The organism is Xanthomonas sp. LMG 12461, assembly GCF_009192935.1.
Taxonomy (GTDB): Bacteria; Pseudomonadota; Gammaproteobacteria; order Xanthomonadales; family Xanthomonadaceae; genus Xanthomonas_A; species Xanthomonas_A sontii.
Genome location: NZ_NQYT01000031.1, coordinates 21624 through 46664, shown reverse-complemented (window position 1 = coordinate 46664; position 25041 = coordinate 21624). Strand labels below are relative to the sequence as shown.

Sequence of the window (25041 nt, the reverse complement as noted above, 5' to 3'; positions counted from 1 at the left end):
CAGGCGGGCGACAACGCGGGCTTGCTGCTGCGCGGCACCAAGCGTGACGACGTGGAGCGCGGCCAGGTGCTGTGCAAGCCGGGTTCGATCAAGCCGCACACCGAGTTCGAAGCCGAGGTGTACGTGCTGTCGAAGGACGAGGGCGGCCGTCACACCCCGTTCTTCAAGGGCTACCGTCCGCAGTTCTACTTCCGCACCACCGACATCACCGGTGCGGTGCAGCTGCCGGAAGGCGTGGAAATGGTGATGCCGGGCGACAACGTCAAGATGGTGGTGACGCTGATCAACCCGGTGGCGATGGACGAAGGCCTGCGCTTCGCGATCCGCGAGGGCGGCCGTACCGTCGGCGCCGGCGTGGTGGCCAAGATCATCAAGTAATGCCTTCCGGCGGCGAAGGCCGCCGGCTGGAATCGCCAGCGACCTCGGTCGCCGGCATCGCGAGGGGTCGGCGTAAGCCGGCCCTTCGTCGTTTTCGAGTGTGCGAACGTTCTGGCGATTTGTTGGCGCGAGGTGTTGCGGAGGCGTGAAGTCGTCGCTATAATGCGCGGCTCGGCGTTCCTGGGTAGGGCGCCGGTAAGACAGCGAAAAGAGAGGCAGGACGCCGCTCGTGTTCGCAGGACCGGGAAGGTCGCGTTGCATGGAGCACTCAACAGCCCTGGGTTGTTGACGCTGCTCTAGCTGCGCATTATACTTTTCCGTCTGGGCAGGCCGGGTCGACTGGTCTGCCCCAGTTTTTGGGGCGGAGGAATGCCCCCGCCGAGCCGGATGCTCTGCGGTACGACATCAGGAAACAACCGGGGCAGGTATCCCAGAGGCCTTGCCCGTCGCTCTTTTAACGAAGGAACCCACCGTCATGGCGGACCAAAAGATCCGGATTCGGCTGAAGGCGTTCGATCATCGTTTGATCGACCGTTCGGCCAGCGAGATCGTCGAGACGGCCAAGCGGACCGGCGCGCAAGTGCGTGGCCCGATCCCGCTGCCGACCAAGATCGAACGCTACACCATCCTCGTTTCCCCGCACGTCGACAAGGACGCGCGTGACCAGTACGAGACCCGCACGCACAAGCGCGTGCTCGACATCGTCGACCCCAACGACAAGACCGTGGACGCGCTGATGAAGCTCGAGCTCGCGGCTGGCGTCGATGTCCAGATCAAGTTGACCTGAGGACTACGACCATGACGAAGAAGTATTCGTTGGGCTTCGTGGGCCGCAAGGCCGGCATGAGCCGCGTCTTCACCGAAGACGGCCGCTCCATCCCGGTCACCCTGATCGAAGCGACCCCGAACCGCATCACCCAGCTCAAGACCGTCGAAGCCGACGGCTACAGCGCCGTGCAGATCACCGTGGGCGCCCGTCGCGCCGCGCTGGTCAACAAGCCGGCGTCCGGCCATTTCGCCAAGGCGAAGGTCGAAGCGGGTCGCGGCCTGTGGGAGTTCCGCGTCGAGGACGCGCAGCTGGGCGAGTTCGCCGTCGGCGGCGAAATCAAGGCGGACATCTTCGCCGTCGGCCAGAAGGTCGACGTCCAGGGCGTCACCAAGGGTAAGGGCTTCCAGGGCACCATCAAGCGGCACAACTTCCGCATGGGCGATGCCACCCACGGTAACTCGCTGTCGCATCGCGCGCCGGGTTCGCTGGGTCAGCGCCAGACCCCGGGTCGCGTTTTCCCGGGCAAGAAGATGTCCGGCCACATGGGCGCGGTGCAGCAGAGCACGCAGAATCTGGAAGTGGTCAAGGTCGACGTCGAGCGTGGCCTGATCGCCATTCGCGGCGCTGTGCCTGGCGCTGCCGGTGGCGACGTGATCGTGCGTCCGGCTAGCAAGGCATAAGGAGAGATGACGATGGAACTCGTTATCACGGGTAGCAACAACAAGGTCTCGGTCTCCGACGCCGTGTTCGGCCGCGATTTCAGCGAGGATCTGGTTCACCAGGTCGTCGTCGCCTATCGCAACGCCGGCCGCGCCGGCACCAAGGCGCAGAAGACGCGTTCGGAAGTCAACGGCACCACCAAGAAGTCGAAGAAGCAGAAGGGCGGTGGCGCTCGCCACGGCGCGCTGACCGCTCCGATCTTCGTCGGCGGTGGCGTGACCTTCGCGGCCAAGCCGCGCAGCTTCGAGCAGAAGGTCAACCGCAAGATGTACCGCGCGGCCATCTGCGCGATCCTCTCGGAACTGAACCGCCAGGGCCGCCTGATGGTCGTCGACGCGTTCGACGTCGAGGCCAGCAAGACCAAGGGCCTGGTCGAGAAGCTGAAGGGTCTGGAAGTGGGCAAGCGCCCGCTGATCGTGACCGAAGAAGCGTCCGAGCATCTGTACCTGTCCGCCCGCAACCTTCCCTACGTGGAAGTGCGCGACGTGCAGGGCCTGGATCCGGTGTCGCTGGTCGGGGCCGATACGGTCGTGATCACCGCCGATGCGGTCAAGAAGGTCGAGGAGTGGCTGGCATGAGCAGCAACGAAAAAATCTTCAGCGTGCTGCGCGCTCCGCGTGTCTCCGAAAAGACCGCGCGCCTGCAGGAACTCTCCAATCAGTACGTCTTCGAGATTTCGAACGAAGCCACCAAGGCCGATGTCAAGGCCGCGGTCGAGCAGCTGTTCGACGTCAAGGTCGAGTCGGTCAACGTGTTGAACGTCAAGGGCAAGAACAAGTCCTTCCGTTCGCGCAGCGGTCGTCGCGGCGATTGGCGCAAGGCGTACGTGCGTCTGGCCGAAGGCCAGTCCATCGACGTAACGGCCAAGGCCTGAGGTACATCCCATGCCATTGATGAAATTCAAGCCCACCTCCGCAGGCCGTCGTTCGGCCGTGCGCGTGGTCACGCCCGATCTGCACAAGGGCGCCCCGCACGCTGCACTGGTGGAAAAGCAGAGCAAGTCCGGTGGTCGTAACCACCACGGCCGCATCACCACCCGCCACGTCGGCGGTGGCCACAAGCAGCACTACCGCGTCATCGACTTCAAGCGCAACAAGGAAGGTATCCCGGCGCGCGTGGAGCGGATCGAATACGATCCCAACCGCACCGCCCATATCGCCCTGCTGTGCTACGCCGACGGCGAGCGCCGCTACATCATCGCGCCGAAGGGCCTGAAGGCCGGCGATCAGGTGATCGCGGGTTCGGATGCGCCGATCAAGACCGGCAACACCCTGCCGCTGCGCAACATCCCGGTCGGTACCACCGTCCACGGGATCGAGCTGAAGCCGGGCAAGGGCGCGCAGATCGCGCGTGCCGCCGGCGCCGCGGTGCAGCTGGTCGCGCGTGAAGGCATCTACGCCACCCTGCGTCTGCGCTCCGGCGAAATGCGCAAGGTGCCGTCCGAGTGCCGCGCCACCATCGGCGAAGTCGGCAACGACGAGCACAACCTCGAGAAGCTGGGCAAGGCGGGCGCCAAGCGCTGGCGCGGCGTGCGTCCGACCGTTCGCGGTGCGGCCATGAACCCGGTCGACCACCCGCACGGTGGTGGTGAGGCGAAGGCCGGTCAGGGTAATCCGCATCCGGTCACCCCGTGGGGTGTCCCGACCAAGGGTTACAAGACGCGCCATAACAAGCGCACCGAACAATTCATCGTCCGCGATCGTAGGGGCTAATCGACCATGGCACGTTCACTCAAGAAGGGCCCGTTCGTCGATCACCACCTCGTCAAGAAGGTGGAGGCCGCGGCCGGTAGCAAGCGTCCGATCAAGACCTGGTCGCGTCGCTCGATGATCCTGCCGGAGATGGTGGGTTTCACCATCGCCGTGCATAACGGCAAGAACCACGTTCCGGTGCTGGTCAACGAGAACATGGTCGGCCACAAGCTCGGCGAATTTGCCGTCACCCGGACCTTCAAGGGTCACGGTGGCGACAAGAAGTCGGGCCGGTAAGGAGAGATGACGATGGAAGCGAAAGCAATCCTGCGCACCGCGCGCATCTCCCCGCAGAAGGCCCGCCTGGTCGCCGACCAGGTCCGTGGTCTTTCCGCCGAGCGGGCGGTCAACCTGCTGAAGTTCTCGGACAAGAAGGCTGCCCACCTGATCAAGAAGGTGGTGGAGTCGGCGATCGCCAATGCCGAGAACAATCAAGGCGCGGATGTCGACGAGCTGAAGGTCAAGACCATCATGGTTGATGAAGGTCCGACCCTGAAGCGTTTCATGGCGCGGGCGAAAGGCCGCGGTACCCGCATCCTCAAGCGCACCAGCCACATCACTGTGGTTGTGGGCGCCGCCAAGTAAGCGGAAAGGAAAAGACGATGGGTCATAAAGTTCATCCGATCGGAATCCGCCTGGGTATCGCCAAGGACTGGAATTCCAAGTGGTACGCCAACAAGGCCGAGTTCGCCGGTTACCTGGCAGCCGACCTCAAGGTCCGCGAAATGCTGCGCAAGAAGCTGGCGCAGGCGGGCATCAGCAAGATCCTGATCGAGCGTCCGGCCAAGACCGCGCGCGTGACGATCCACACCGCCCGTCCGGGCGTGGTGATCGGCAAGCGCGGTGAGGACATCGAGAAGCTGCGCAAGGAAGTGAGCGAGATGATGGGCGTCCCCGCCCACATCAACGTCACCGAAGTGCGCAAGCCGGAGCTGGACGCGCAGCTGGTCGCCGAGTCGATCGCGCAGCAGCTGGAGCGTCGCATCATGTTCCGCCGCGCGATGAAGCGCTCGGTCGGCAACGCGATGCGCCTGGGTGCCCTGGGCATCAAGGTCAACGTCGCCGGCCGCCTGAACGGTGCGGAAATCGCCCGTTCCGAGTGGTACCGCGAGGGCCGCGTGCCGCTGCACACGCTGCGTGCCGACATCGACTACGGCTTCGCCGAAGCCAAGACGACCTACGGCATCATCGGCATCAAGGTCTGGATCTACAAGGGCGAGATCTTCGATTTCTCCCAGGTTGGCCAGGAAAAGCAGGACGATTCCCCGCGCAACGATCGTAACGATCGCGGCGACCGTGGCGACCGTCCGTCGCGTCCGGCCCGTGAAGCGAGGTAACGGCAATGTTGCAACCCAAGCGAACCAAATACCGCAAGATGCACAAGGGTCGTAACGACGGCCTGGCGTGGAGCGGAAACGCCGTCAGCTTCGGCGAGTACGGGCTGAAGGCCACGGCGCACGGTCAGCTGACCGCGCGCCAGATCGAAGCGGCGCGCCGCTCGATCAGTCGCTACGTCAAGCGCGGCGGCAAGATGTGGATCCGCGTGTTCCCGGACAAGCCGATCACCAAGAAGCCGATCGAAGTGCGAATGGGCTCCGGTAAGGGTAACGTCGAGTACTGGGTCGCGCAGATCCAGCCCGGTCGCATGATCTATGAAATCGAAGGCGTCGGCGAAGATGTCGCGCGCGAGGCGTTCCGCCTGGCCGCTGCCAAGCTTTCGGTGACCACCACCTTCGTGACCCGGACGGTACGCTGATGGACATCAAACAACTCCGCGAGAAGTCGGCCGACGATCTGAAGGCCCACCTGACCGATCTGCGCAAGGAGCAGTTCGCCCTGCGCATGCAGCAGGTCACCGGGCAGCTGCCGAAGACTCACGAAACCCGCCGGGTGCGCCGCGAGATCGCTCGCGTCAAGCACCTGCTCGGCAGCACGAAGTAAGGATGGCCGCGATGAGCGACAATAACGAAAGCAAGACGCTGCGCACGGTCGAAGGCCGTGTGGTCAGCAACAAGATGGACAAGACCGTCACCGTGCTGGTGGAGCGTCAGGTCAAGCATGCGCTGTACGGCAAGTACATCAAGCGCTCGACCAAGCTCCACGCCCACGACGCCGACAACGCCTGCAACGAAGGCGATGTCGTGCGCGTGACCGAGATTGCGCCGATGTCCAAGACCAAGAACTGGCGGGTGGTGGAAATCGTCACCCGCGCGGCCGAATAAGGGAGATCTGAATCATGATCCAGATGCAGAGCTACCTCGACGTCGCCGACAATTCCGGTGCCAAGGAAGTGATGTGCATCAAGGTGCTCGGCGGCTCCAAGCGCCGCTACGCGCACATTGGCGACATCATCAAGGTCACCGTCAAGGACGCGATCCCGCGCGGCAAGGTCAAGAAGGGCGAAGTCTACGACGCCGTCGTCGTGCGTACCCGCAAGGGTGTGCGTCGTCCGGACGGTTCGTTGATCCGCTTCGACGGCAACGCCGCGGTGTTGCTCAACAACAAGCAGGAGCCGATCGGCACGCGCATCTTCGGGCCTGTGACCCGCGAGCTGCGGTCCGAGAAGTTCATGAAGATCGTCTCGCTCGCTCCCGAAGTGCTGTGAGCGGAGGACATACACATGGCTAACCGTATCAAGAAGGGCGACCAGGTCGTCGTCACCACCGGCAAGGACAAGGGCAAGCAGGGCGAAGTCGTCCGCGTCGACGGCGACCGCGTGGTCGTCTCCAACGCGAACATCGTCAAGCGCCACACCAAGCCGAACCCGCAGGCGGGCGTCGCCGGCGGCGTGGTCGAGCGCGAAGCGTCGATCCATATTTCCAACGTGGCGATCCTCAACCCGGCCACGGGCAAGGGCGACCGCGTTGGCTTCAAGGTGCTGGAGGATGGACGCAAACTGCGTGTGTTCCGCTCCAGCGGTGAGGCGCTCGACGCCTGAGGAATGACACAATGACTTCCCGTCTCGAAAAGATCTACAAGGAAGAAGTGGTACCGGCTCTGATGAAGAAGTTCGGTTACACCAATCCGATGGAAGTGCCGAAGCTGGTCAAGGTCACGCTGAACATGGGCGTGGGCGAGGCCGCGACGAACAAGAAGATCCTGGAAAACGCCGTCGCCGACATGGCCAAGGTCTCCGGCCAGAAGCCGGTGGTGACCAAGTCGCGCATCTCGGTGGCGTCGTTCAAGATCCGCGATGGTTGGCCGATCGGCTGCAAGACCACGCTGCGTCGCGCCAAGATGTACGAGTTCCTGGACCGCCTGATCAACATCTCGCTGCCGCGCGTGCGCGACTTCCGTGGTGTCTCGGGGCGTTCGTTCGACGGCCGCGGCAACTTCAACATGGGCGTGAAGGAGCAGATCATCTTCCCGGAAATCGACTTCGACGCCGTCGACGCGATCCGCGGTATGGATATCGCCATCACCACCACCGCCAAGACCGACGCCGAAGCCAAGGCGCTGCTCGAAGCGTTCAAGTTCCCGTTCCGTAACTGATTGACAGACGGGATTCGGGATTCGGGATTCGGGATGGAAGGGCGCTGCGCCCGTCACATCCCGGGTTCTGGAAATCTCCAATCCCCAATCTCGAATCCCGAGGATTTACAGATGGCAAAGACCTCCATGGTCAACCGCGACATCAAGCGCAAGAAGCTGGCGAAGAAGTTCGCCGACAAGCGTGATGCGCTGAAGAAGATCATCGCCTCCGGCACCGCCTCGTACGACGAGAAGGCCGAGGCCGTGACCAAGCTGCAGAAGCTGCCGCGCGATTCGTCGCCGAGCCGCCAGCGCACCCGTTGCGAACTGTCCGGCCGTCCGCGTGGCGTGTACGGCAAGTTCGGCCTGGGCCGCAACATGCTGCGCAAGGCGACCATGAACGGCGACGTTCCGGGCCTGCGCAAGGCCAGCTGGTAATGCCAGCGGCGCCGGTCCCGTTCGCGGGGCCGGGCAGGGCGGTCTAGCCGCCCGCGTGTCGTTCAGACAACGAGTCCGACGCAAGTCGGACTTTTTGTCGTATACTCCCGCTCCTTGCCTCGCGGCAGGGACGGGTATGGCAGCCGCCGCGGGTTCCTCCGGCGGCTGCGCGCTTCACCCCCTGCGTCATTCCACCGCTCCACCACACAAGATTTTCGCGAAAGCGGATATCGGTGCACTCAAAGGTAGACACCATGAGCATGACTGATCCCATCGCCGACCTGCTGGTCCGCATCAAGAATGCGGCCGCGGTTGGTAAGCCGACGGTGAAGATGCCGTCCTCCAAGATCAAGGTTGCGATCGCCGAAGTGCTGAAGGCCGAAGGCTATATCAGCGATCTGCGCGTCAACGCGATCGAAAACAACAAGTCCGAACTGGAAATCGTGCTGAAGTATTTCGAGGGCCGTCCGGTCATCGATACGCTCAAGCGCGTTTCGCGTTCGGGTCTGCGCCAGTATCGCGGCAAGACCGAGCTGCCGAAGGTTCTCGGCGGTCTGGGCGTTGCCATCATTTCCACGTCCAAGGGCATCATGACCGATGCGCAGGCCCGTCAGGCCGGCGTCGGTGGCGAAGTCCTGTGCTTCGTGGCCTAAGGGAAGGAGTACTCACATGTCCCGCGTAGCCAAGAAGCCGATCTCCCTCCCGAAGGGCGTCGAACTCACCGTCCAGGCCGATCAGGTCAGCGTCAAGGGCCCGAAGGGCACCCTGTCGCTGCCGAAGCCGGCCGGCGTCGAAATCAAGCAGGAAAACGGTGTCGCCACGCTGTCGGCGAACGATCCGTCGCACATCGCCATCACCGGCACCGTCCGCGCCATCCTGGCGAACATGGTGCAGGGCGTGTCCGCGGGCTTCGAGCGCAAGCTCGAGCTGGTGGGCGTCGGCTACCGTGCCACGATGCAGGGCAAGGACCTGAGCCTGGCGCTCGGTTTCTCGCACCCGATCGTGTTCAGCGCGCCGGAAGGCATCACCCTGGCCGCTCCGACCCAGACCGAGATCCTGGTGCAGGGCGCCGACAAGCAGCGCGTCGGCGAAGTCGCCGCCAAGATCCGCGGTTTCCGTCCGCCGGAGCCCTACAAGGGCAAGGGTGTGAAGTACGCCGGTGAAGCCATCATTCGCAAGGAAGCCAAGAAGGCCTAAGGCAGGTCCTTCTGCGAGGAGCCCGGCCATCCATGGCCGGACTCTCCACTGCAAAAGCCTGTTCCCCTTCAGCTTTCCTAGGACACATACCATGAGCATCAACAAGAACATCGCCCGCCTGCGTCGCGCCAAGTCGACCCGCGCCCACATCCGCGAGCTCGGCGTCGCCCGCCTGTCGGTGCTGCGCACCGGCCAGCACCTCTACGCGCAGGTCTTCACCGCCGACGGCTCCAAGGTCCTCGCCGCGGCGAACACCCTGCAGGCCGACGTCAAGGACGGCCTGAAGAACGGCAAGAACAGCGACGCCGCCGCCAAGGTGGGCAAGCTGATCGCCGAGCGCGCCAAGGCCGCGGGCGTCGAGAAGGTCGCCTTCGACCGCTCGGGCTACCGCTACCACGGCCGCATCAAGGTGCTGGCCGACGCCGCGCGCGAAGGCGGCCTGCAGTTCTGATCCTTGCGGGCGCGGCGATGCCGCGTCCGTCCTGCCGATGCGGGCTGCATCGGACCTTGGCGCGCCTTCTGCGCGCGTCCGGGGAACACGGCTCCAGACCACAACCACAAGCGGCAACGAAGCCGTAAATCTTTTCCTCTATCAAGGACATCACAATGGCTGAAGAACAGCGTGCACCGCGGGGTCGTGATCGCGACCGCAACCGCGAAGAGAAAGTCGACGACGGCATGATCGAGAAGCTGGTCGCGGTCAACCGCGTCAGCAAGACGGTCAAGGGCGGTCGCCAGTTCACCTTCACCGCGCTGACCGTGGTCGGCGACGGCAACGGCAAGATCGGCTTCGGTTACGGCAAGGCGCGCGAAGTGCCGGTCGCGATCCAGAAGTCGATGGAGTATGCACGCAAGGGCATGCTCAACATCGATCTGAACAACGGCACCCTGTGGCACCCGGTGAAGTCCGGCCACGGCGCTGCGCGCGTGTTCATGATGCCGGCCTCGGAAGGTACCGGCGTGATCGCCGGCGGCGCCATGCGCGCCGTGCTGGAAGCGGTGGGCGTGAAGAACGTGCTGGCCAAGGCCGTCGGTTCGCGCAACCCGATCAACCTGGTGCGCGCCACCCTGCGCGGCCTGGAAGACATGCAGTCGCCGGCCCGCATCGCGGCCAAGCGCGGCAAGAAGGTGGAGGATCTGACCCATGGCTAATGAATCCACCAAGACCGTCAAGGTGCGCCTGGTGCGCGGCCTGCGTGGTACCCAGTCGCGTCACCGCCTGTCGGTGCGTGCCCTGGGCCTGAACAAGCTCAACGATGTGCGCGAACTGAAGGACAGCCCGCAAGTGCGCGGCCTGATCAACAAGGTTCAGTACCTCGTCCAGGTTGAGGAGTAATCGACCATGACTTTGCATCTGAATGATCTGAAGCCCGCACCGGGCGCGCGTACCGAGCGCACCCGCGTCGGTCGCGGCATCGGTTCCGGCCTGGGCAAGACCGCCGGCCGCGGCCACAAGGGTTCGTTCGCGCGCAAGGGCGGCGGCAAGATCAAGGCTGGCTTCGAAGGCGGCCAGACCCCCATGCAGCGCCGTCTGCCGAAGATCGGCTTCCGTTCGAAGATGGCCAAGGACACCGCCGAAGTGCTGTCCTACCAGCTCGACAACCTGCCGGCCGGCGAGATCGATTTCGCTGCGCTGCGCGCCGCGAAGCTGGTCCCGAGCACCGCGAAGAAGGCCAAGGTGGTCCTGAAGGGCGAACTGACCAAGAAGTTCGTGCTGAAGGGCGTTGCGGCGACCGCCGGTGCCAAGGCGGCAATCGAAGCTGCCGGCGGCAGCGTGCAGGAGTAACACGCAGATGGCGCAGGCTGGCATGGGTAACCTCGGCGGCGGGCTCGGCAAGTTCACGGAACTTCGCCAGCGCCTGTTGTTCGTTCTCGGCGCATTGATCGTCTATCGCATCGGCTGCTACGTGCCGGTGCCGGGCGTCAATCCCGAAGCCATGCTTGCGCTGATGCAGGCGCAGGGCGGCGGCATCGTGGACATGTTCAACATGTTCTCGGGCGGCGCCCTGCACCGTTTCAGCATCTTCGCGCTGAACGTGATGCCGTACATCTCGGCGTCGATCGTGATCCAGCTGGCCACGCACATCTTTCCGTCGCTGAAGGCGATGCAGAAGGAAGGCGAGTCGGGTCGGCGCAAGATCACCCAGTATTCGCGCATCGGCGCGGTGCTGCTGGCGGTGGTGCAGGGCGGCAGTATCGCCCTGGCGCTACAGAACCAGACTGCACCGGGCGGCGCGCCGGTCGTCTACGCCCCCGGCATGGGCTTCGTGCTCACCGCAGTGATCGCGTTGACCGCCGGCACCATCTTCCTGATGTGGGTCGGCGAGCAGGTGACCGAGCGCGGCATCGGCAACGGCGTCTCGCTGATCATCTTCGCCGGCATCGTCGCCGGCCTGCCGGCGGCGGCGATCCAGACCGTGGAAGCCTACCGCGACGGCAACATGAGCTTCATCTCGCTGTTGCTGATCGTCCTGACCATCCTCGCCTTCACCCTGTTCGTGGTGTTCGTCGAGCGCGGACAACGGCGGATCACGGTGAACTACGCGCGTCGCCAGGGCGGTCGCAACGCGTACATGAACCAGACCTCGTTCCTGCCGCTGAAGCTCAACATGGCCGGCGTGATTCCGCCGATCTTCGCTTCAAGCATCCTCGCCTTCCCGGCAACGCTGTCGATGTGGTCGGGCCAGGCCGCTTCCAACAGCACGTTCGGTATGTGGCTGCAGCGCATCGCCAACGCGCTGGGCCCGGGCGAGCCGGTGCACATGATCGTGTTCGCCGCGCTGATCATCGGCTTCGCGTTCTTCTACACCGCGCTGGTGTTCAACTCGCAGGAAACCGCGGACAACCTGAAGAAGTCCGGCGCGCTGATTCCGGGCATCCGTCCGGGCAAGGCCACCGCCGACTATGTCGACGGCGTGCTGACCCGCCTGACCGCGGCCGGCTCGGTGTACCTGGTGATCGTGTGCCTGCTGCCGGAAGTGATGCGTGCCCAGCTCGGCACCTCGTTCCACTTCGGTGGCACCTCGCTGCTGATCGCGGTCGTGGTGGTGATGGACTTCATCGCGCAGATCCAGGCGCACCTGATGTCGCACCAGTACGAAAGCCTGTTGAAGAAGGCCAACCTCAAGGGCGGCTCGCGCGGCGGCGGTTTTGCCCGCGGTTGATTGCTATACTGTTTGAATCCTTCCGCGAAGACGCCCCCGGCTCCCGGGCGCAGTCTTCCGACTTGAAGGGCGGCCCGTGCAGCGGTCTCGTGCGCGGGTGAGACGTGGTGGTCCTGCGCTGGAGTAGCGCGGGCGGCAAGGTGGATACATCGCCTCGCCAACGACGTCCGGCGCCGGAGCATGGGCACACTCCCCATGCCGGGCTTGCGGAACCTTGCGGTTCCGCGGGCTTCCATGTAACCCGAGACCTTGCTAGACTTACAAGTTCACTTTTTGATCCATCCTGCCGGATGGCGCCGTGGTGCGCCGTCGGGCCATCACTCAGTTGGAGAACCGCGTCATGGCGCGTATTGCAGGCGTCAACCTGCCAGCCCAGAAGCACGTCTGGGTCGGGTTGCAAAGCATCTACGGCATCGGCCGTACCCGTTCGAAGAAGGTCTGCGAAGCCGCAGGCGTGACCTCGACCACCAAGATCCGCGACCTGTCCGAGCCGGAAATCGAGCGCCTGCGTCTCGAAGTCGGCAAGTACATCGTCGAAGGCGACCTGCGTCGCGAAATCGGCATCGCCATCAAGCGACTGATGGACCTGGGCTGCTACCGCGGCCTGCGTCACCGTCGTGGCCTGCCCCTGCGCGGTCAGCGCACCCGTACCAACGCCCGCACCCGCAAGGGTCCGCGCAAGGCGATCAAGAAGTAAGGGACCGACATGGCTAAGCCCGCAGCAGCAAAGACCAAGAAGAAGATCAAGCGCGTCGTCACCGACGGCGTCGCCCACGTCCACGCTTCGTTCAACAACACCATCGTGACCATCACCGACCGTCAGGGCAATGCGTTGTCCTGGGCGACCTCCGGTGGCGCCGGTTTCCGCGGTTCGCGCAAGTCCACGCCGTTCGCGGCGCAGGTGGCCGCCGAGAAGGCCGGGCGCGCTGCGCTCGACTACGGCGTGAAGTCGCTGGAAGTGCGCATCAAGGGCCCGGGTCCGGGTCGCGAGTCCGCCGTCCGTTCGTTGAACAACGTCGGATACAAGATCACCAACATCATCGACGTGACGCCGATCCCGCACAACGGGTGCCGTCCGCCGAAGAAGCGTCGCGTCTAAAGGAGCGATAAGAAATGGCTCGTTATATCGGTCCTACCTGTAAGCTCGCGCGCCGCGAAGGCGCCGATCTTTCCCTCAAGAGCCCGGCGCGTGCGCTGGACTCCAAGTGCAAGCTGGAGCAGAAGCCCGGCCAGCACGGCGCGACCGCCCGCAAGGGCAAGCTGTCCGACTACGCCACCCAGCTGCGCGAGAAGCAGAAGGTCAAGCGTATCTACGGTCTGCTGGAGCGTCAGTTCCGCAACTACTACAAGAAGGCCTCGACCAAGAAGGGCAACACCGGCGAGAACCTGCTGCAGCTGCTGGAAACCCGCCTGGACAACGTCGTCTATCGCATGGGCTTCGCCGTCACCCGTCCGGCCGCGCGCCAGCTGGTGTCGCACCGTGGCGTGCTGGTGAACGGCAAGTCGGTGAATCTGGCCTCGTACCAGGTCAAGGCCGGCGACGCGATCGCCCTGTCGGAAAAGGCGCAGAAGCAGCTTCGCGTGCAGGAAGCGCTGACCGTTGCCGAAACGCACGACCTGAACCCGTCGTGGGTCGAGGTCGATTCGAAGAAGTTCAGCGGCATCTTCAAGGCCGTGCCGGACCGTGCGGACCTGCCTGCCGACATCAACGAAGCGCTGATCGTCGAGTTGTATTCGAAGTAATCACATCGGAGAGCCTCCGGTCCACGGAGGCTCGTCAGGAGAACCCGCAACATGACGGTTACCGCCAACCAGGTTCTGCGCCCGCGTGGGCCGCAGATCGAACGCCTTACCGACAACCGCGCCAAGGTCGTGATCGAGCCCTTGGAGCGCGGGTATGGGCATACGCTGGGCAACGCCCTGCGTCGCGTGCTGCTGTCCTCGATTCCCGGCTTCGCGATCACCGAAGTCGAGATCGACGGCGTGCTGCACGAGTACACCACGGTCGAAGGGCTGCAGGAGGACGTGCTGGAAGTCCTGCTGAACCTCAAGGACGTGGCCATCCGCATGCATACCGGTGACAGCGCCACGCTGTCGCTGTCCAAGCAGGGTCCGGGCACGGTCACTGCCGCCGACATCAAGACCGACCACAACGTCGAGATCCTCAACAACGACCACGTGATCTGCCACCTGACCAAGGACACGGCGATCAACATGCGTCTGAAGATCGAGCGTGGCTTCGGCTACCAGCCGGCCGCTGCGCGTCGCCGTCCGGACGAAGAGACCCGCACCATCGGTCGTTTGGTCCTGGATGCCTCGTTCTCGCCGGTGCGCCGCGTCGCTTACGCGGTCGAATCGGCCCGCGTCGAGCAGCGTACCGACCTGGACAAGCTGGTCCTGGACATCGAAACCAACGGCACGATCGATGCCGAGGAAGCCGTGCGCACCGCCGCCGACATCCTCAGCGACCAGCTGTCGGTGTTCGGCGACTTCACCCATCGCGACCGTGGCGCGGCCAAGCCGGCCAGCAACGGCGTGGATCCGGTGCTGCTGCGTCCGATCGACGATCTGGAACTGACCGTGCGTTCGGCCAACTGTCTGAAGGCCGAGAGCATCTACTACATCGGCGATCTGATCCAGAAGACCGAAGTCGAGCTGCTCAAGACCCCGAACCTGGGCAAGAAGTCGCTCACCGAGATCAAGGAAGTGCTGGCCCAGCGTGGCCTGTCGCTCGGCATGAAGCTGGAGAACTGGCCGCCGGCCGGCGTCGCCCAGCACGGCATGCTCGGCTGAGTTTTGCGCATCCGGCCGGTGCCGCAAGGCATCGGCCGCGTGTCGTTCGCTTCATCCGCATCACCACGTCGACGGGTCGCCAAGCCCGCGGCGTCGCCCGGTCAGGGACGGCCGGCACGGACCATCCGCAGTCCACTTTCAACGCCAGGACGGCGACAGCGATCTCCAACAGTCACACTCTTCCATAGGAATCCCAACCCATGCGTCACCAGAAATCCGGCCGCAAGTTCAGCCGCACCAGCGCCCACCGCGAAGCGATGTTCAAGAACATGGCGGCGTCGCTGATCAAGCACGAGCTGATCAAGACCACCCTGCCGAAGGCCAAGGAACTGCGCCGCGTCGCCGAGCCGCTGATCACCCTGGCCAAGGTCGACAACGTCGCCAACCGCCGCCTGGCGTTCGCCCGCCTGCGCGACAAGGAAGCGGTCGGCACCCTGTTCACCACGTTGGGCCCGCGCTACCAGGCGCGCCCGGGTGGCTACCTGCGCATCCTCAAGTGCGGCTTCCGCGCCGGCGACAACGCGCCGATGGCGTACGTCGAGCTGGTCGATCGCCCGGCCGTGGCCGAGGAAGTGGCCGAGTAATCGGTTCGCATCTGCAGCAGCAAGAAGCCCGGCATGTCCGGGCTTTTTTGTTTTTGGGGGATCGCGGAGTCGGGATTGGGGATTTGGGAGAGCGCGGTCGCGGCGCGGGCTAGGGCGGACGACAGCGCCATGACACATGGTGATGGAGCGCACGATCGCGGATAATGCGTGGATCGTCGATGCGAGTTCGAGTCCGATGAATCCGTTACGTTGGGGTTTCCGCGCGCAGTTCCTGCTCGGCTTTCTGATCTGTGCCGGCCTGCTGGGCTATGCGATCTTCGTGCAGCTGCAGCTGGGCATCGAGCCGTGCCCGCTGTGCATCTTCCAGCGCATCGCGTTCGCCGCGCTGGGCGTGCTGTTCCTGCTCGGTGCCCTGCACGGGCCGCGCAGCGCCGGCGGGCGCAAAATTTATGGCGTCCTGGCGTTCCTGGCCGCGCTCGTGGGAGCCGGCATCTCCACCAAGCATGTCTCGGTGCAGCTGTTCCCGGACCCGATGGCGTCCTGCGGCCCGCCTCTGAGCTTCCTGCGCGAGACCATGGGACCGTTCGAGGTGCTGCGCCGGGTGCTGACCGGCACCGGCGACTGCGGCAACATCGACTGGCGCTTCCTCGGCCTGTCGATGCCGATGTGGTGCCTGATCTGTTTCGTGTTGCTGGCGGTGTTCGCGCTGTATGCCGGGTTCAAGAGCCGCAAGCGCACGCTGATCTGACCGTCTTGCCGCTGCGCGTCGGTCACTTGGTCTGATGGCGACCGTCGGCAACCCGCCGGGCGCTGCTGCAGTCGTCGCGGGCAGCGCTGACGTATGCCGCTGACGCGCACCGACGTTGCCCATCCTGTCCGTCCGGCGCCCCCGGTGTTTGTGCAGTGCCGGGCTGTCGGTCAGCGCGACGCGCTGGCCGACGCCCGCGCTCCGTCGGCCTGCGGAACCACCTGGGCGAGGAATGCCGCCACCGGCCTGGCCCAGACCGACGGATCGGCCTGCGCGAAGGTCTTGTGGCCATCGTCGCCGAACGGCGGCAGATCGACGAAGGTCACCGGCGGGGTCGAGCCCGCGCGGTAGGCCTCGTACATGCGATGCGCCAGGTCGCGCCGGAAGAAGTGATCGTTCTCGGCGTACAGCCACAGCTGGGGCAGCGTATTCGCCGCGCCCAGCGTCTTCTCCGCCTCGACCAGGCGATCCTCGCCGGCGCAGATGACCTCCTTGCCGTTGCTGCCGCGCCCGCCGGCGAAGCTGATCACGCCACGCACGCCGGGTGGCGGCGCATCGGCCAGCGCCACCGCGCCGAGGCCGCCGGCGGACTGGCCGACCACGACGATGCGTTGCGGGTCCACGTCGGGAAGATGTGCGGCGGCGTCGACGATCGCCGCTTCGGCCGCCGCGATCTTGCGCCCGGCGACGACGAAATCGACGTCGTGGCAGTTGCCCGCGCCTTCCAGGTAGGTGCCGCTGGAACCGCCGTAGCCAGGCCGTAAGGCCAGTACCACCATGTCGCCGCGGGCGGCGAACCAGCGCGCGGCGCGGGCGAAACCAAGCCGGGTGTCGGCGAGCTTGCGCTTGTCCGCCGGTGTGCCGTGATGGATGACGATCAGCGTGAACGGGCCGGGGCCTGTCGGTCGATACACGCGCGCGGCGAGATCGTAGTCGACGCCTTGCACGACCACCGGCATTCGGAAGTCGGTGACGCGTTCGGCGTGCGCCGGCGGCGGTGCGGCGAGGGTGAGGATGGCGGCCGCGAGGGCGGCGGCGAACAGATGTCGACGCATGGCTGGCACCTGCCTGGACGGATGCGTGGCAACGCGTCGTGGCGGTCCGGGCGCGGGGATGCCGCTGCGGGGCGCCTCCCTCGGGCGCGGCGACGCCATGGCCACGACGCGGCACATGGTGCCACGGTAGTGCCGGACGGGCCACGGCGTGTTGCCGGACCCGTCACCTGCGGCTGAACGCGAGGCCTGCGGCGTGCCAGGTGGCACGCCGCAGGCCGTCGCCGTGGCTGGCTCAGAAGTCCTGCTGCAGGCTCAGGTAGACGCCGCGGCGCGGCGCCCACTGCGGCGCGAACACACCGATGCCGCCGCCGTCGCGCAACTGGTAGTGGCGGTCGAGCACGTTGAGCACGGCCAGCTGTGCGTGCAGCGGGTGGCTGCTGGCCAGGGCGAAGTCGTGGCCGGCGCTGAGGTTGAGCTGGAAGTAGGCCGGCAGCTCGCCGCCGTTGGGTACGCCGTCGGCGTCGGTGCGCAGGCCGCTGCCGAACAGGTAGTCGGCGCCGATGCGGCTGTCGTCGGCCAGGGCGTAGTTGATGCCGCCGGAGGAGGTCAGCTTCTGGTCGTGGTCCAGGTGGATCCAGTGGTCGTAGGCGTAGGCCAGCGCGTCCGGGTCGAAGTTGTACAGGCTGGTCATCACCCGCTTGCCCATGGCCTTGCTGTAGGCCGCGTTGAAGTAGGCGTTGATCGGGCCGTTGCTGTAGTCGGCGCTGAACTCGGCGCCGCGGATGCGGCCGTAGCGGTAGTTGAAGGTGGAGTAGACGTAGGCGGCGCCGAACTGGCCTTCGTCCTGCAGGCGATCGGCCTTGCGGTAGTAGGTGTCCAGGCCCAAGGTCAGGTGGTCGCCGACCATCTGCGAGATGCCCAGGTCGTAATAGTCGCTGCGCTCGCTCAGCGGCTTGGTCGGGCCGCCCGCCGCCGACTGCTGGTTGGTGGTGCCGTCGTACAGGGCGATGTCGCTGGTGGAGATCAGCTCGGTGGCCGGCGGGGTGAAGTAGCGCGCATAGCCGGCGTGCAGGGTGGTGCTGTCGCTGGCGTGCCAGACCACGCCCAGGCGCGGGCTGAGCTGGCCCTCGGTGGTGCCGAAGGCCTTGTAGCGGTCGCCGCGCACGCCGTAGTTGATGGTCCAGGCGTCGCTCGGCTGCCATTCGTCCTGCAGGTAGACCGCGTAGGTGCTGGCGTGGAAGCGGCTGCTGTCGGGAATGAACAGCGGCACGTCGCTGCTCTGGCTGCCGTCGTCGTTGGCCGGGAACACATAGGCGTTGTTGCTGGCGTTGGCGTGTTCGAAGTTGCCGTACACGCCGTAGCGCAAGGTGTGGGTGCTGCCCCACGGCGTGGAGAAGTCGGCCTGCAGGGTGCTGGCGCGGTTGGCGCGCTGCACCTGCGAGGCGATGCCGTTGAAGATCAGGTCGCCGGCGATGTCCGGGGAGAAGGCGACGCTGCTGTAGCGCTGGCCGGCCGACAGCTGGTAGCTGGTGTCGCCGAGCGCGCCCTGTAGCACCAGGGTGCCGAAACGGGTGTTCTCGCGCTGGTTCTCGTCGAGCTGCGCCGAATCGAAGGTGCTGTTGCCCTGGTAGGTGAACGCCGGCGTCTGTCCCGGGTTGTTGGGGATCTGGAAGCGGTTGTTGGCGTAGCCGACCAGCAGGCTGAGCCGGGTGTTCTCGTTCAGCAGATAGCTGAGGTCGGCGAAGCCCTTGCCCTGGTGGGTCTTGTCGTGGATCGGGTTGTCGCTGTCGGTCGGGTTCTCCATGCCGATGCGGTTCTGCAGGTAGTTGCCGCTGGCGAACCAGCTGAAGCGACCGTCGCTGCCCCACCACGAGGCGTTGGGGTTGAGCGTGCCGTAGGAGCCGCCGGTGATGCCGACGCTGCCGCCGTTGCCCAGTTCCACGCCGTTCTTGGTGGTGATGTCGACCACCGCCGCGGTGCGGTCGCCGAACTGCGCCGGCAGCGCGCCGTCGAGCAGGCGGATGTTCTTGATCGTGCGCGGATCCAGGGTCTGGCCGAAGCCGGAGATGGATTCGGGGATCATCACGCCGTTGATGCGGTACTGCAGGTTGGCGTGGTCGCCGCGCACATGGATGCCGCCATAGGAATCCTGGACCACGCCCGGCGCCTGCAGCAGCACCTGGTTGAGCGGGGTGGAAGCGCCCAGCGGCAGGCGCGCGATGTCCTCGGCGCTGATCGCGTACTGGCTGCTGCCGATGTCCGGCGACAGCGCGTTGCGCGCGGCTTCCAGCTTGGCGGTGACGGTGACCGGATCGAGATCGACGGTCGGCTCGGCGGCAGCGGTGCTGTCGGCGGCCGCATCTGCGGCGAGGGCGAGGCCGGGGGCGACCAGGAGGATCAGGGCGATGGCGGAGGAGAGGGGGCGACGTGTCATGGCGAGGTGGACCGAATGGAAAAGAATTGTTACTTAATAACAGTGTGCTTTCGCAAAAACGCCGGCGTAGGCCGGAAGTCATGGTGGCATCGCGATGTTGCTTGCCGTTCATGTCCTGGCGCTGCCAGCGTGACCGGCGTGCGGCGCTATGCGGCGCGCCCCGGCTCTGCGAACATCGCACACTGCCAAGGAGTCCTTTCATGAATCTGTCCGCCGCCGCCGTGTCCGCATCCGCCTCGTCGTCCTGGTTACCTGCCAGTTGGCGTGACAGGCCGGCGCTGCAGATGCCGGTGTATCCGGACCCGCAGGCGCTGGAGACCGCGCTGACGGAACTGCGGCAGTTGCCGCCGCTGGTGACCTCCTGGGAGATCTTCGCGCTGAAGAAGCAACTGGCCGAGGCGCAGGAAGGCAAGCGCTTCCTGCTGCAGGGCGGCGATTGCGCGGAGAACTTCAGCGATTGCGAATCCGGCACCATCTCCAACCGGCTCAAGGTGCTGCTGCAGATGAGTCTGGTGCTGGTGCACGGCCTGCGCCTGCCGGTGGTGCGGGTCGGTCGCTACGCCGGGCAGTACGCCAAGCCGCGCTCGGCCGATACCGAGACCCGCGACGGCGTGACCCTGCCCAGCTACCGCGGCGACGTGGTCAACGGTCCGGAGTTCACCGCGCAGGCGCGGGTGCCGGACCCGCGGCGCATGATCACCGCGCACTCGCGTTCGGCGATGACCATGAACTTCGTGCGCGCGCTGATCGACGGCGGCTTCGCCGACCTGCACCATCCCGAGTACTGGAACCTGAGCTGGGTCGGCTGCTCGCCGCTGGCCGAGGACTACCAGAAGATGGTGGCCTCGATCGGCGATGCGGTGCGCTTCATGGAGACCCTGTCCGGCGCGCAGCTGTACAACCTCAATCGCGTCGATTTCTACACCTCGCACGAGGCCTTGCTGCTGCCCTACGAGGAAGCGCTGACCCGAGAGGTCCCGCGGCAGTGGGGCTGGTTCAACCTCAGCACGCACTATCCGTGGATCGGCATGCGCACCGCGGCGCTGGACGGCGCGCATGTGGAGTACTTTCGCGGCATCCGCAATCCGATCGCGATCAAGGTCGGGCCGTCGGCGCAGCCGGACCAGTTGCTGCGCCTGATCGACGTGCTCAATCCGGAAGACGAGCCGGGCCGGCTGACCTTCATCCACCGCATGGGCGCGGCGCAGATCGCCGAGAAGCTGCCGCCGCTGCTGGACGCGGTGAAGCGCGACGGCCGCCGCGTGCTGTGGGTGTGCGATGCGATGCACGGCAACACCGAAAGCACCAGCAACGGCTACAAGACCCGGCGCTACCAGAACGTCCTGGGCGAGGTGGAGCAGTCGTTCGACATCCACGCCGCGGCCGGCACCCGCCTGGGCGGCGTGCATCTGGAACTGACCGGCGAGGACGTCACCGAGTGCACCGGCGGCGCGCGCGAACTCACCGAGCGCGACCTGGAGCGGGCCTACCGTTCCAGCGTCGACCCGCGCCTGAACTACGAGCAGTCGCTGGAGATCGCGATGGCGATCGTGCGCAAGCAGAACGGACGCAACGTCGCCACGCCGCTGGCGTAGTCGGTTGGTGTAGTCCGCCGCGCGTGCCGCTGCCGCACGTGCGGCGCCTTGTCGTGCCGTGGCCCGAGGGCTGCGGCATCGCTGCGTGCGATGCCGCGCATCGGCTTCGCGTCGCCAGCGGCATGCGCCGCTTTTCGGACGCGTTTGCACGCGCGCCTGTATGCCATGCGGCTGCCGTCGCTCGGCGCCGCTGCGCGTGCTCGACATCGCGCTAATCCCTCCACTGCCAGACTGTCGCGACTCCTCCCCCCGACAAAGGAGCGCATCTTGACCCTCGATCTTCATTGGGTGCCCTGGCGTGCCTATACGCTGCCGATCGGCGCCGCACTGATTCTCGGTTTCCTGGCCTGGTGGCTGCTGTTGCGCATCGCCCAGCGCATGCGCGGCCGCGACTACCGGCGTGCGCGCATCGTGCGCGTGATCAGCGTGCCGGTCGCCTTCCTGCTGCCGATGCTGATGCTCAGCTTCGCGCTCGAATCCACGCCGCTGGACGCGAAGGCGCTGACCGACCTGCAGCACCTGCTGCACATCGGCATGATCGGCTGCGTGACCTGGCTGCTGGTGCGCGGCGTGGCGGCGCTGGAAACGGCGATCCTGCGCAGCCATCCGATCGAGGTGGCGGACAACCTCACCGCACGCCGCGTGCAGACCCAGACCCGGGTGCTGGCGCGGGTGGCGATGGGCACGATCATCCTGGTGGGCACCTCGATCGTGCTGCTGACCTTCCCGGCGGTGCGGCAGATCGGCACCACCTTGCTGGCCTCGGCCGGCATCATCGGCCTGGTCGCCGGTATCGCCGCCAAGCCGGTGTTCGGCAATCTGATCGCCGGTCTGCAGATCGCGCTGACCCAGCCGATCCGGCTCGACGACGTGGTCATCGTCGAAGGCGAGTGGGGCCGCATCGAGGAGATCGGCAGTTCCTACGTGGTGGTGCGGATCTGGGACGAGCGGCGCATGGTGGTGCCGCTGACCTGGTTCATCGAGAACCCGTTCCAGAACTGGACGCGCAACAGCGCCGACCTGCTCGGCACCGCGTTCCTGTGGCTGGACTACCGCACGCCGATCGCACAGGTGCGCGCCGAACTGGAGCGGATCTGCAAGAGCGAGCCGCTGTGGGACGGGCGGGTCTGCGTGACCCAGGTGACCGACACCAGCGAGCGCACGATCCAGGTGCGCCTGCTGGTCAGTGCGCGCAACTCCGGCGACGCCTTCGACCTGCGCTGCATCGTGCGCGAACGCATGCTGGATTTCCTGGTGCGCGAGCATGCCTACGCGTTGCCGCTGCTGCGCGCGGAAGTGGCGCCGGAGCCGGTGCGGCTGTCGCACCCGCCGGTGCGCGCCAGCGACTCGGAGGCGATGCGTTCGCCCGGTGCCGAGGATGGGGCGCCGGCAGTGAATGCGACAGCGGGCGAGGCGCGCGCGTCTCGCTGATCGCTGAGCGGTCTTGCCGCATGGTCATACTGCGTGGGACGGATTCTCTGCGCGACCGCCAGCGGTGCCCGCCGAATGCCAGGAACACCAATGCGCCCACCGGTGACTGGCAGGCGCAGATCGCTTGAAGAAAGCCGGCACCGCCGCGGCGCGGGGTGCGGCTAGGCCGCAGGAGGATGCCGGCGCCGCCGCACCAAATCGCGGGCGAGGATGCCGACCACGGCGAGATTGATCGCCAGCACCGCCCACGACGCCCAGCCGGGGTGGCGCACGATCGCGTAGACGTCGAAGGGCAGATAGATCGCCGCGGAGATGCAGCCCAGCAGCGAGGCCCAGGCCTTGGCGCGCCACAGGCCCCAGGCCTCGATGATGTGCAGCACGCCGTAGGCGAGCATGCCGGCGGCGGCCAGGTGCACCGCGCCGGGGTTGATCATGGTCAGCAGCGAGGGCAGGGCGCCGTGGTCCGGGTCCAGGCTGAAACGCACGATCAGCTTGTCCACCCCCGCGCGCAGTGGGGCCGGACCCATCAGTTCCAGCCCCGTGGCCGCCAGCACCGCGAGCAGACCCTTGCCGGCCTCCAGCAGTGCGATCAGGTGCAGACCCGGATGCGCGTGCGGATCCGGGTTGTACGCCTTGTCGGCGGCCATGGGCGTGCGCTATCCCTTAACCCGCGCGACCGGCGCGCTTGCGCTCGTTTTCGGTCAGGTGCTTCTTGCGCAAGCGGATCTCCTTCGGGGTGACTTCGACCAGTTCGTCGTCCTCGATGAAGTCCAGCGCCTGCTCCAGCGTGTACTTGATCGCCGGAGTCAGCTTGATCGCATCGTCCTTGCCCGAGGCGCGCATGTTGGTCAGCGGCTTGGTCTTGATCGCGTTGACGGTCAGGTCGTTGTCCTTGGAGTGGATGCCGACCAGCTGCCCTTCATACACGTTGTCGCCTTCGGCGGCAAACAGGCGGCCGCGCTCTTCCAGCGGGCCCAGCGCGTAGGCGGGGGTGGCGCCCGGCGCATTGGCGATCATCACGCCGTTCTGGCGCTTGGCGATGGCGCCCTGCTCCTTCGGGCCGTAGTGGTCGAACACGTGGAACAGCAGGCCCGAACCCTGGGTCAGGGTGCGGAACTCGTTCTGGAAGCCGATCAGGCCACGCGCCGGGATCATGTAGTCCAGGCGCACGCGGCCCTTGCCGTCCGGCTCCATGTTCTTCAGCTGGCCCTTGCGGATGCCCAGCTTCTCCATCACGCCGCCCTGGTGCTGCTCCTCGATGTCCACCACCAGCTGCTCGACCGGCTCCATCAACTGCCCGTCGATCTCCTTGATGATGACTTCCGGGCGCGACACGGCCAGTTCGAAGCCCTCGCGGCGCATGTTCTCGATCAGCACCGACAGATGCAGTTCGCCGCGGCCGGAGACCAGGAACTTGTCGGCGTCTTCCAACTGCTGCACCTTCAGCGCCACGTTGTGCACGGTCTCGCGCTCCAGCCGGTCCTTGAGCTGGCGGCTGGTCAGGAACTTGCCGCCGGACAGGTCCTTGTTGCCGGCGAACGGCGAGTTGTTGACCTGGAAGGTCATCGAGATGGTCGGCTCGTCCACGGTCAGCGGCGGCAGCGCCTCGGGGGCTTCCAGCGCGCACACGGTGTCGGAGATGGTCAGCTCCTGGATGCCGGAGATGGCGACGATGTCGCCGGCCTGCGCGCTGTCCTGCTCGATGCGCTCCAGGCCCAGGAAGCCCAGCACCTGCAGCACCTTGCCCTGGCGCTTCTTGCCTTCGCGGTCGATCACCGCCACCGGCATGTTCTTCTTCAGCACGCCGCGCTGGATGCGGCCGATGCCGATCACGCCGACGAAGTTGTTGTAGTCCAGCTGGCTGATGCGCATCTGGAACGGGCCGTCCGGGTCCACATCCGGCTTCGGCGCGTGCTGCATGATCGCTTCGTACAGCGGGGTCATGTCGCCGTCGCGCACGCTGTCGTCCAGCGAGGCGTAGCCGTTCAGCGCCGAGGTGTAGACGATCGGGAAGTCGAGCTGCTCGTTGGTGGCGCCGAGCTTGTCGAACAGGTCGAACACCTGGTCGATCACCCAGTCCGGGCGCGCGCCGGGGCGGTCGATCTTGTTGACCACCACGATCGGCTTGAAGCCCATCGCGAACGCCTTCTGGGTCACGAAGCGGGTCTGCGGCATCGGGCCGTCCATCGCGTCGACCAGGATCAGCACGGTGTCCACCATCGACAGCACGCGCTCCACCTCGCCGCCGAAGTCGGCGTGTCCGGGGGTGTCGACGATGTTGATGCGGTTGCCCTGCCAGGTGATGGCGGTGTTCTTGGCCAGGATGGTGATGCCGCGTTCCTTTTCCTGGTCGTTGCTGTCCATCACGCGCTCGGCCAGCACCGTGCGCTCGGACAGGGTGCCGGACTGCTTCAGCAGGCAGTCGACGAGGGTGGTCTTGCCGTGGTCGACGTGGGCGACGATGGCGATATTGCGAAGATTTTCGATGGACATGCGAAAGGGGGCCAGCCGGCGCCAGAAGGAAGGAAAGGAAGCCACCTAGTATACCCGGATCCCGTGACGCCTGCCGGCGGCCGGCGGCGGTGGGCCGGGCGGGGGCATTCAGGCGCCGG

General features: G+C 65.9%; 34 protein-coding genes and 1 pseudogene. 31 read left to right on the top strand and 4 right to left on the bottom strand.

The genetic code is table 11. The features are described from left to right. The 29 genes and pseudogenes from CEK68_RS08695 to CEK68_RS08550 all read left to right on the top strand — a co-directional run. A pseudogene (locus CEK68_RS08695) lies at nucleotides 1–378 on the top strand (elongation factor Tu); the annotation flags it as partial. 475 nt (nucleotides 379–853) lie between these two features. Further along, nucleotides 854–1165, top strand: coding sequence for a 30S ribosomal protein S10 (gene rpsJ, locus CEK68_RS08690; protein ID WP_010341589.1), 312 nt, complete (start codon nucleotides 854–856; stop codon nucleotides 1163–1165). An 11-nt stretch (nucleotides 1166–1176) separates the two neighbouring features. Next, a complete protein-coding gene (rplC, locus tag CEK68_RS08685) occupies nucleotides 1177–1827 on the top strand; it encodes a 50S ribosomal protein L3 (protein WP_010341590.1) in 651 nt (216 codons plus the stop codon). Nucleotides 1828–1839: 12 nt separating this feature from the next. Continuing rightward, nucleotides 1840–2445, top strand: a complete 606-nt coding sequence (gene rplD, locus CEK68_RS08680; protein WP_010341591.1) for a 50S ribosomal protein L4 — start codon at nucleotides 1840–1842, stop codon at nucleotides 2443–2445. Further along, nucleotides 2442–2741 carry a 50S ribosomal protein L23 gene (rplW, locus tag CEK68_RS08675; RefSeq protein ID WP_010341592.1) on the top strand — a complete coding sequence of 100 codons (300 nt, stop codon included), beginning with the start codon at nucleotides 2442–2444 and terminating at the stop codon, nucleotides 2739–2741. Before rplD ends, rplW begins: the two co-directional genes overlap by 4 nt. 10 nt (nucleotides 2742–2751) lie before the next feature. Beyond that, entirely contained in the window at nucleotides 2752–3579 is an 828-nt protein-coding gene (gene rplB, locus CEK68_RS08670; RefSeq protein ID WP_010341593.1) for a 50S ribosomal protein L2, read from the top strand. A 6-nt stretch (nucleotides 3580–3585) separates the two neighbouring features. Continuing rightward, entirely contained in the window at nucleotides 3586–3855 is a 270-nt protein-coding gene (gene rpsS, locus CEK68_RS08665) for a 30S ribosomal protein S19 (protein ID WP_010341594.1), read from the top strand. A gap of 12 nt (nucleotides 3856–3867) precedes the next feature. Then, the gene (gene rplV / locus CEK68_RS08660) at nucleotides 3868–4203 is read left to right on the top strand and encodes a 50S ribosomal protein L22 (protein ID WP_003470663.1); all 336 of its coding nucleotides are present in this window, start codon (nucleotides 3868–3870) and stop codon (nucleotides 4201–4203) included. A 17-nt stretch (nucleotides 4204–4220) separates the two neighbouring features. Then, on the top strand, nucleotides 4221–4955 hold the full coding sequence (gene rpsC / locus CEK68_RS08655; RefSeq protein ID WP_010341595.1) for a 30S ribosomal protein S3: 735 nt from the start codon (nucleotides 4221–4223) through the stop codon (nucleotides 4953–4955). Between the two features lie 5 nt (nucleotides 4956–4960). After that, the gene (gene rplP / locus CEK68_RS08650; protein ID WP_003470657.1) at nucleotides 4961–5374 is read left to right on the top strand and encodes a 50S ribosomal protein L16; all 414 of its coding nucleotides are present in this window, start codon (nucleotides 4961–4963) and stop codon (nucleotides 5372–5374) included. Further along, a complete protein-coding gene (gene rpmC, locus CEK68_RS08645) occupies nucleotides 5374–5559 on the top strand; it encodes a 50S ribosomal protein L29 (RefSeq protein ID WP_010341597.1) in 186 nt (61 codons plus the stop codon). Before rplP ends, rpmC begins: the two co-directional genes overlap by 1 nt. An 11-nt stretch (nucleotides 5560–5570) precedes the next feature. Further along, nucleotides 5571–5840 carry a 30S ribosomal protein S17 gene (gene rpsQ, locus CEK68_RS08640; RefSeq protein ID WP_010341599.1) on the top strand — a complete coding sequence of 90 codons (270 nt, stop codon included), beginning with the start codon at nucleotides 5571–5573 and terminating at the stop codon, nucleotides 5838–5840. Between the two features lie 14 nt (nucleotides 5841–5854). Then, nucleotides 5855–6223 (top strand): 50S ribosomal protein L14, encoded by a 369-nt coding sequence (gene rplN / locus CEK68_RS08635; protein WP_003486699.1) that lies wholly within the window; start codon nucleotides 5855–5857, stop codon nucleotides 6221–6223. Nucleotides 6224–6238: 15 nt separating this feature from the next. After that, complete coding sequence (gene rplX / locus CEK68_RS08630) at nucleotides 6239–6556, top strand: 50S ribosomal protein L24 (protein WP_010341604.1); 318 nt, start codon at nucleotides 6239–6241, stop codon at nucleotides 6554–6556. A gap of 11 nt (nucleotides 6557–6567) precedes the next feature. After that, complete coding sequence (gene rplE / locus CEK68_RS08625; RefSeq protein ID WP_010341606.1) at nucleotides 6568–7110, top strand: 50S ribosomal protein L5; 543 nt, start codon at nucleotides 6568–6570, stop codon at nucleotides 7108–7110. Nucleotides 7111–7221: 111 nt separating this feature from the next. Further along, entirely contained in the window at nucleotides 7222–7527 is a 306-nt protein-coding gene (gene rpsN, locus CEK68_RS08620) for a 30S ribosomal protein S14 (protein ID WP_010341607.1), read from the top strand. 254 nt (nucleotides 7528–7781) lie between these two features. Beyond that, nucleotides 7782–8180, top strand: coding sequence for a 30S ribosomal protein S8 (gene rpsH / locus CEK68_RS08610; protein WP_010340446.1), 399 nt, complete (start codon nucleotides 7782–7784; stop codon nucleotides 8178–8180). Nucleotides 8181–8196: 16 nt separating this feature from the next. Then, nucleotides 8197–8724, top strand: a complete 528-nt coding sequence (gene rplF / locus CEK68_RS08605; RefSeq protein ID WP_017908703.1) for a 50S ribosomal protein L6 — start codon at nucleotides 8197–8199, stop codon at nucleotides 8722–8724. Between the two features lie 91 nt (nucleotides 8725–8815). Next, nucleotides 8816–9175 (top strand): 50S ribosomal protein L18, encoded by a 360-nt coding sequence (gene rplR / locus CEK68_RS08600; protein ID WP_152239145.1) that lies wholly within the window; start codon nucleotides 8816–8818, stop codon nucleotides 9173–9175. Between the two features lie 155 nt (nucleotides 9176–9330). Beyond that, on the top strand, nucleotides 9331–9876 hold the full coding sequence (gene rpsE / locus CEK68_RS08595) for a 30S ribosomal protein S5 (RefSeq protein ID WP_010340449.1): 546 nt from the start codon (nucleotides 9331–9333) through the stop codon (nucleotides 9874–9876). Next, nucleotides 9869–10060 carry a 50S ribosomal protein L30 gene (gene rpmD / locus CEK68_RS08590; protein ID WP_010340450.1) on the top strand — a complete coding sequence of 64 codons (192 nt, stop codon included), beginning with the start codon at nucleotides 9869–9871 and terminating at the stop codon, nucleotides 10058–10060. The genes rpsE and rpmD overlap by 8 nt, the downstream gene beginning before the upstream one ends. A gap of 6 nt (nucleotides 10061–10066) precedes the next feature. Next, complete coding sequence (rplO, locus tag CEK68_RS08585) at nucleotides 10067–10510, top strand: 50S ribosomal protein L15 (protein WP_010340451.1); 444 nt, start codon at nucleotides 10067–10069, stop codon at nucleotides 10508–10510. Nucleotides 10511–10517: 7 nt separating this feature from the next. Then, nucleotides 10518–11888, top strand: a complete 1371-nt coding sequence (secY, locus tag CEK68_RS08580) for a preprotein translocase subunit SecY (protein ID WP_026143874.1) — start codon at nucleotides 10518–10520, stop codon at nucleotides 11886–11888. Nucleotides 11889–12228: 340 nt separating this feature from the next. Then, nucleotides 12229–12585, top strand: coding sequence for a 30S ribosomal protein S13 (gene rpsM / locus CEK68_RS08575; RefSeq protein ID WP_010340453.1), 357 nt, complete (start codon nucleotides 12229–12231; stop codon nucleotides 12583–12585). Between the two features lie 9 nt (nucleotides 12586–12594). Beyond that, the gene (rpsK, locus tag CEK68_RS08570) at nucleotides 12595–12987 is read left to right on the top strand and encodes a 30S ribosomal protein S11 (protein ID WP_003470632.1); all 393 of its coding nucleotides are present in this window, start codon (nucleotides 12595–12597) and stop codon (nucleotides 12985–12987) included. Between the two features lie 14 nt (nucleotides 12988–13001). Next, nucleotides 13002–13631, top strand: a complete 630-nt coding sequence (gene rpsD, locus CEK68_RS08565; protein ID WP_010340454.1) for a 30S ribosomal protein S4 — start codon at nucleotides 13002–13004, stop codon at nucleotides 13629–13631. Between the two features lie 51 nt (nucleotides 13632–13682). Beyond that, the gene (rpoA, locus tag CEK68_RS08560; RefSeq protein WP_010340455.1) at nucleotides 13683–14681 is read left to right on the top strand and encodes a DNA-directed RNA polymerase subunit alpha; all 999 of its coding nucleotides are present in this window, start codon (nucleotides 13683–13685) and stop codon (nucleotides 14679–14681) included. A 200-nt stretch (nucleotides 14682–14881) separates the two neighbouring features. Further along, nucleotides 14882–15265: a 50S ribosomal protein L17 gene (gene rplQ, locus CEK68_RS08555; RefSeq protein WP_010340456.1), complete on the top strand. Its 384-nt coding sequence runs from the start codon at nucleotides 14882–14884 to the stop codon at nucleotides 15263–15265. A gap of 196 nt (nucleotides 15266–15461) precedes the next feature. Next, on the top strand, nucleotides 15462–15974 hold the full coding sequence (locus CEK68_RS08550; RefSeq protein ID WP_043095224.1) for a disulfide bond formation protein B: 513 nt from the start codon (nucleotides 15462–15464) through the stop codon (nucleotides 15972–15974). A gap of 170 nt (nucleotides 15975–16144) precedes the next feature. On the opposite strand, the gene CEK68_RS08545 is transcribed toward CEK68_RS08550, so the two are convergent. Continuing rightward, entirely contained in the window at nucleotides 16145–17029 is an 885-nt protein-coding gene (locus CEK68_RS08545) for a dienelactone hydrolase family protein (protein ID WP_152239144.1), read from the bottom strand. 232 nt (nucleotides 17030–17261) lie between these two features. Beyond that, nucleotides 17262–19403 carry a TonB-dependent receptor gene (locus tag CEK68_RS08540; RefSeq protein ID WP_152239143.1) on the bottom strand — a complete coding sequence of 714 codons (2142 nt, stop codon included), beginning with the start codon at nucleotides 19401–19403 and terminating at the stop codon, nucleotides 17262–17264. Between the two features lie 200 nt (nucleotides 19404–19603). Here CEK68_RS08540 and CEK68_RS08535 point away from each other — a divergent pair, with 200 nt between their 5' ends. Together CEK68_RS08535 and CEK68_RS08530 are read left to right on the top strand one after the other, a co-directional pair. After that, entirely contained in the window at nucleotides 19604–20998 is a 1395-nt protein-coding gene (locus CEK68_RS08535) for a 3-deoxy-7-phosphoheptulonate synthase class II (protein WP_152239142.1), read from the top strand. A 267-nt stretch (nucleotides 20999–21265) separates the two neighbouring features. Continuing rightward, a complete protein-coding gene (locus tag CEK68_RS08530) occupies nucleotides 21266–22429 on the top strand; it encodes a mechanosensitive ion channel domain-containing protein (RefSeq protein WP_152239141.1) in 1164 nt (387 codons plus the stop codon). A gap of 161 nt (nucleotides 22430–22590) precedes the next feature. Here CEK68_RS08530 and CEK68_RS08525 read toward each other — a convergent pair whose 3' ends face one another. Continuing rightward, nucleotides 22591–23076, bottom strand: a complete 486-nt coding sequence (locus tag CEK68_RS08525) for a DUF2127 domain-containing protein (RefSeq protein WP_017913015.1) — start codon at nucleotides 23074–23076, stop codon at nucleotides 22591–22593. A gap of 16 nt (nucleotides 23077–23092) precedes the next feature. After that, on the bottom strand, nucleotides 23093–24922 hold the full coding sequence (gene typA / locus CEK68_RS08520; RefSeq protein ID WP_010340464.1) for a translational GTPase TypA: 1830 nt from the start codon (nucleotides 24920–24922) through the stop codon (nucleotides 23093–23095). Between the last annotated feature and the right edge of the window lie 119 nt (nucleotides 24923–25041).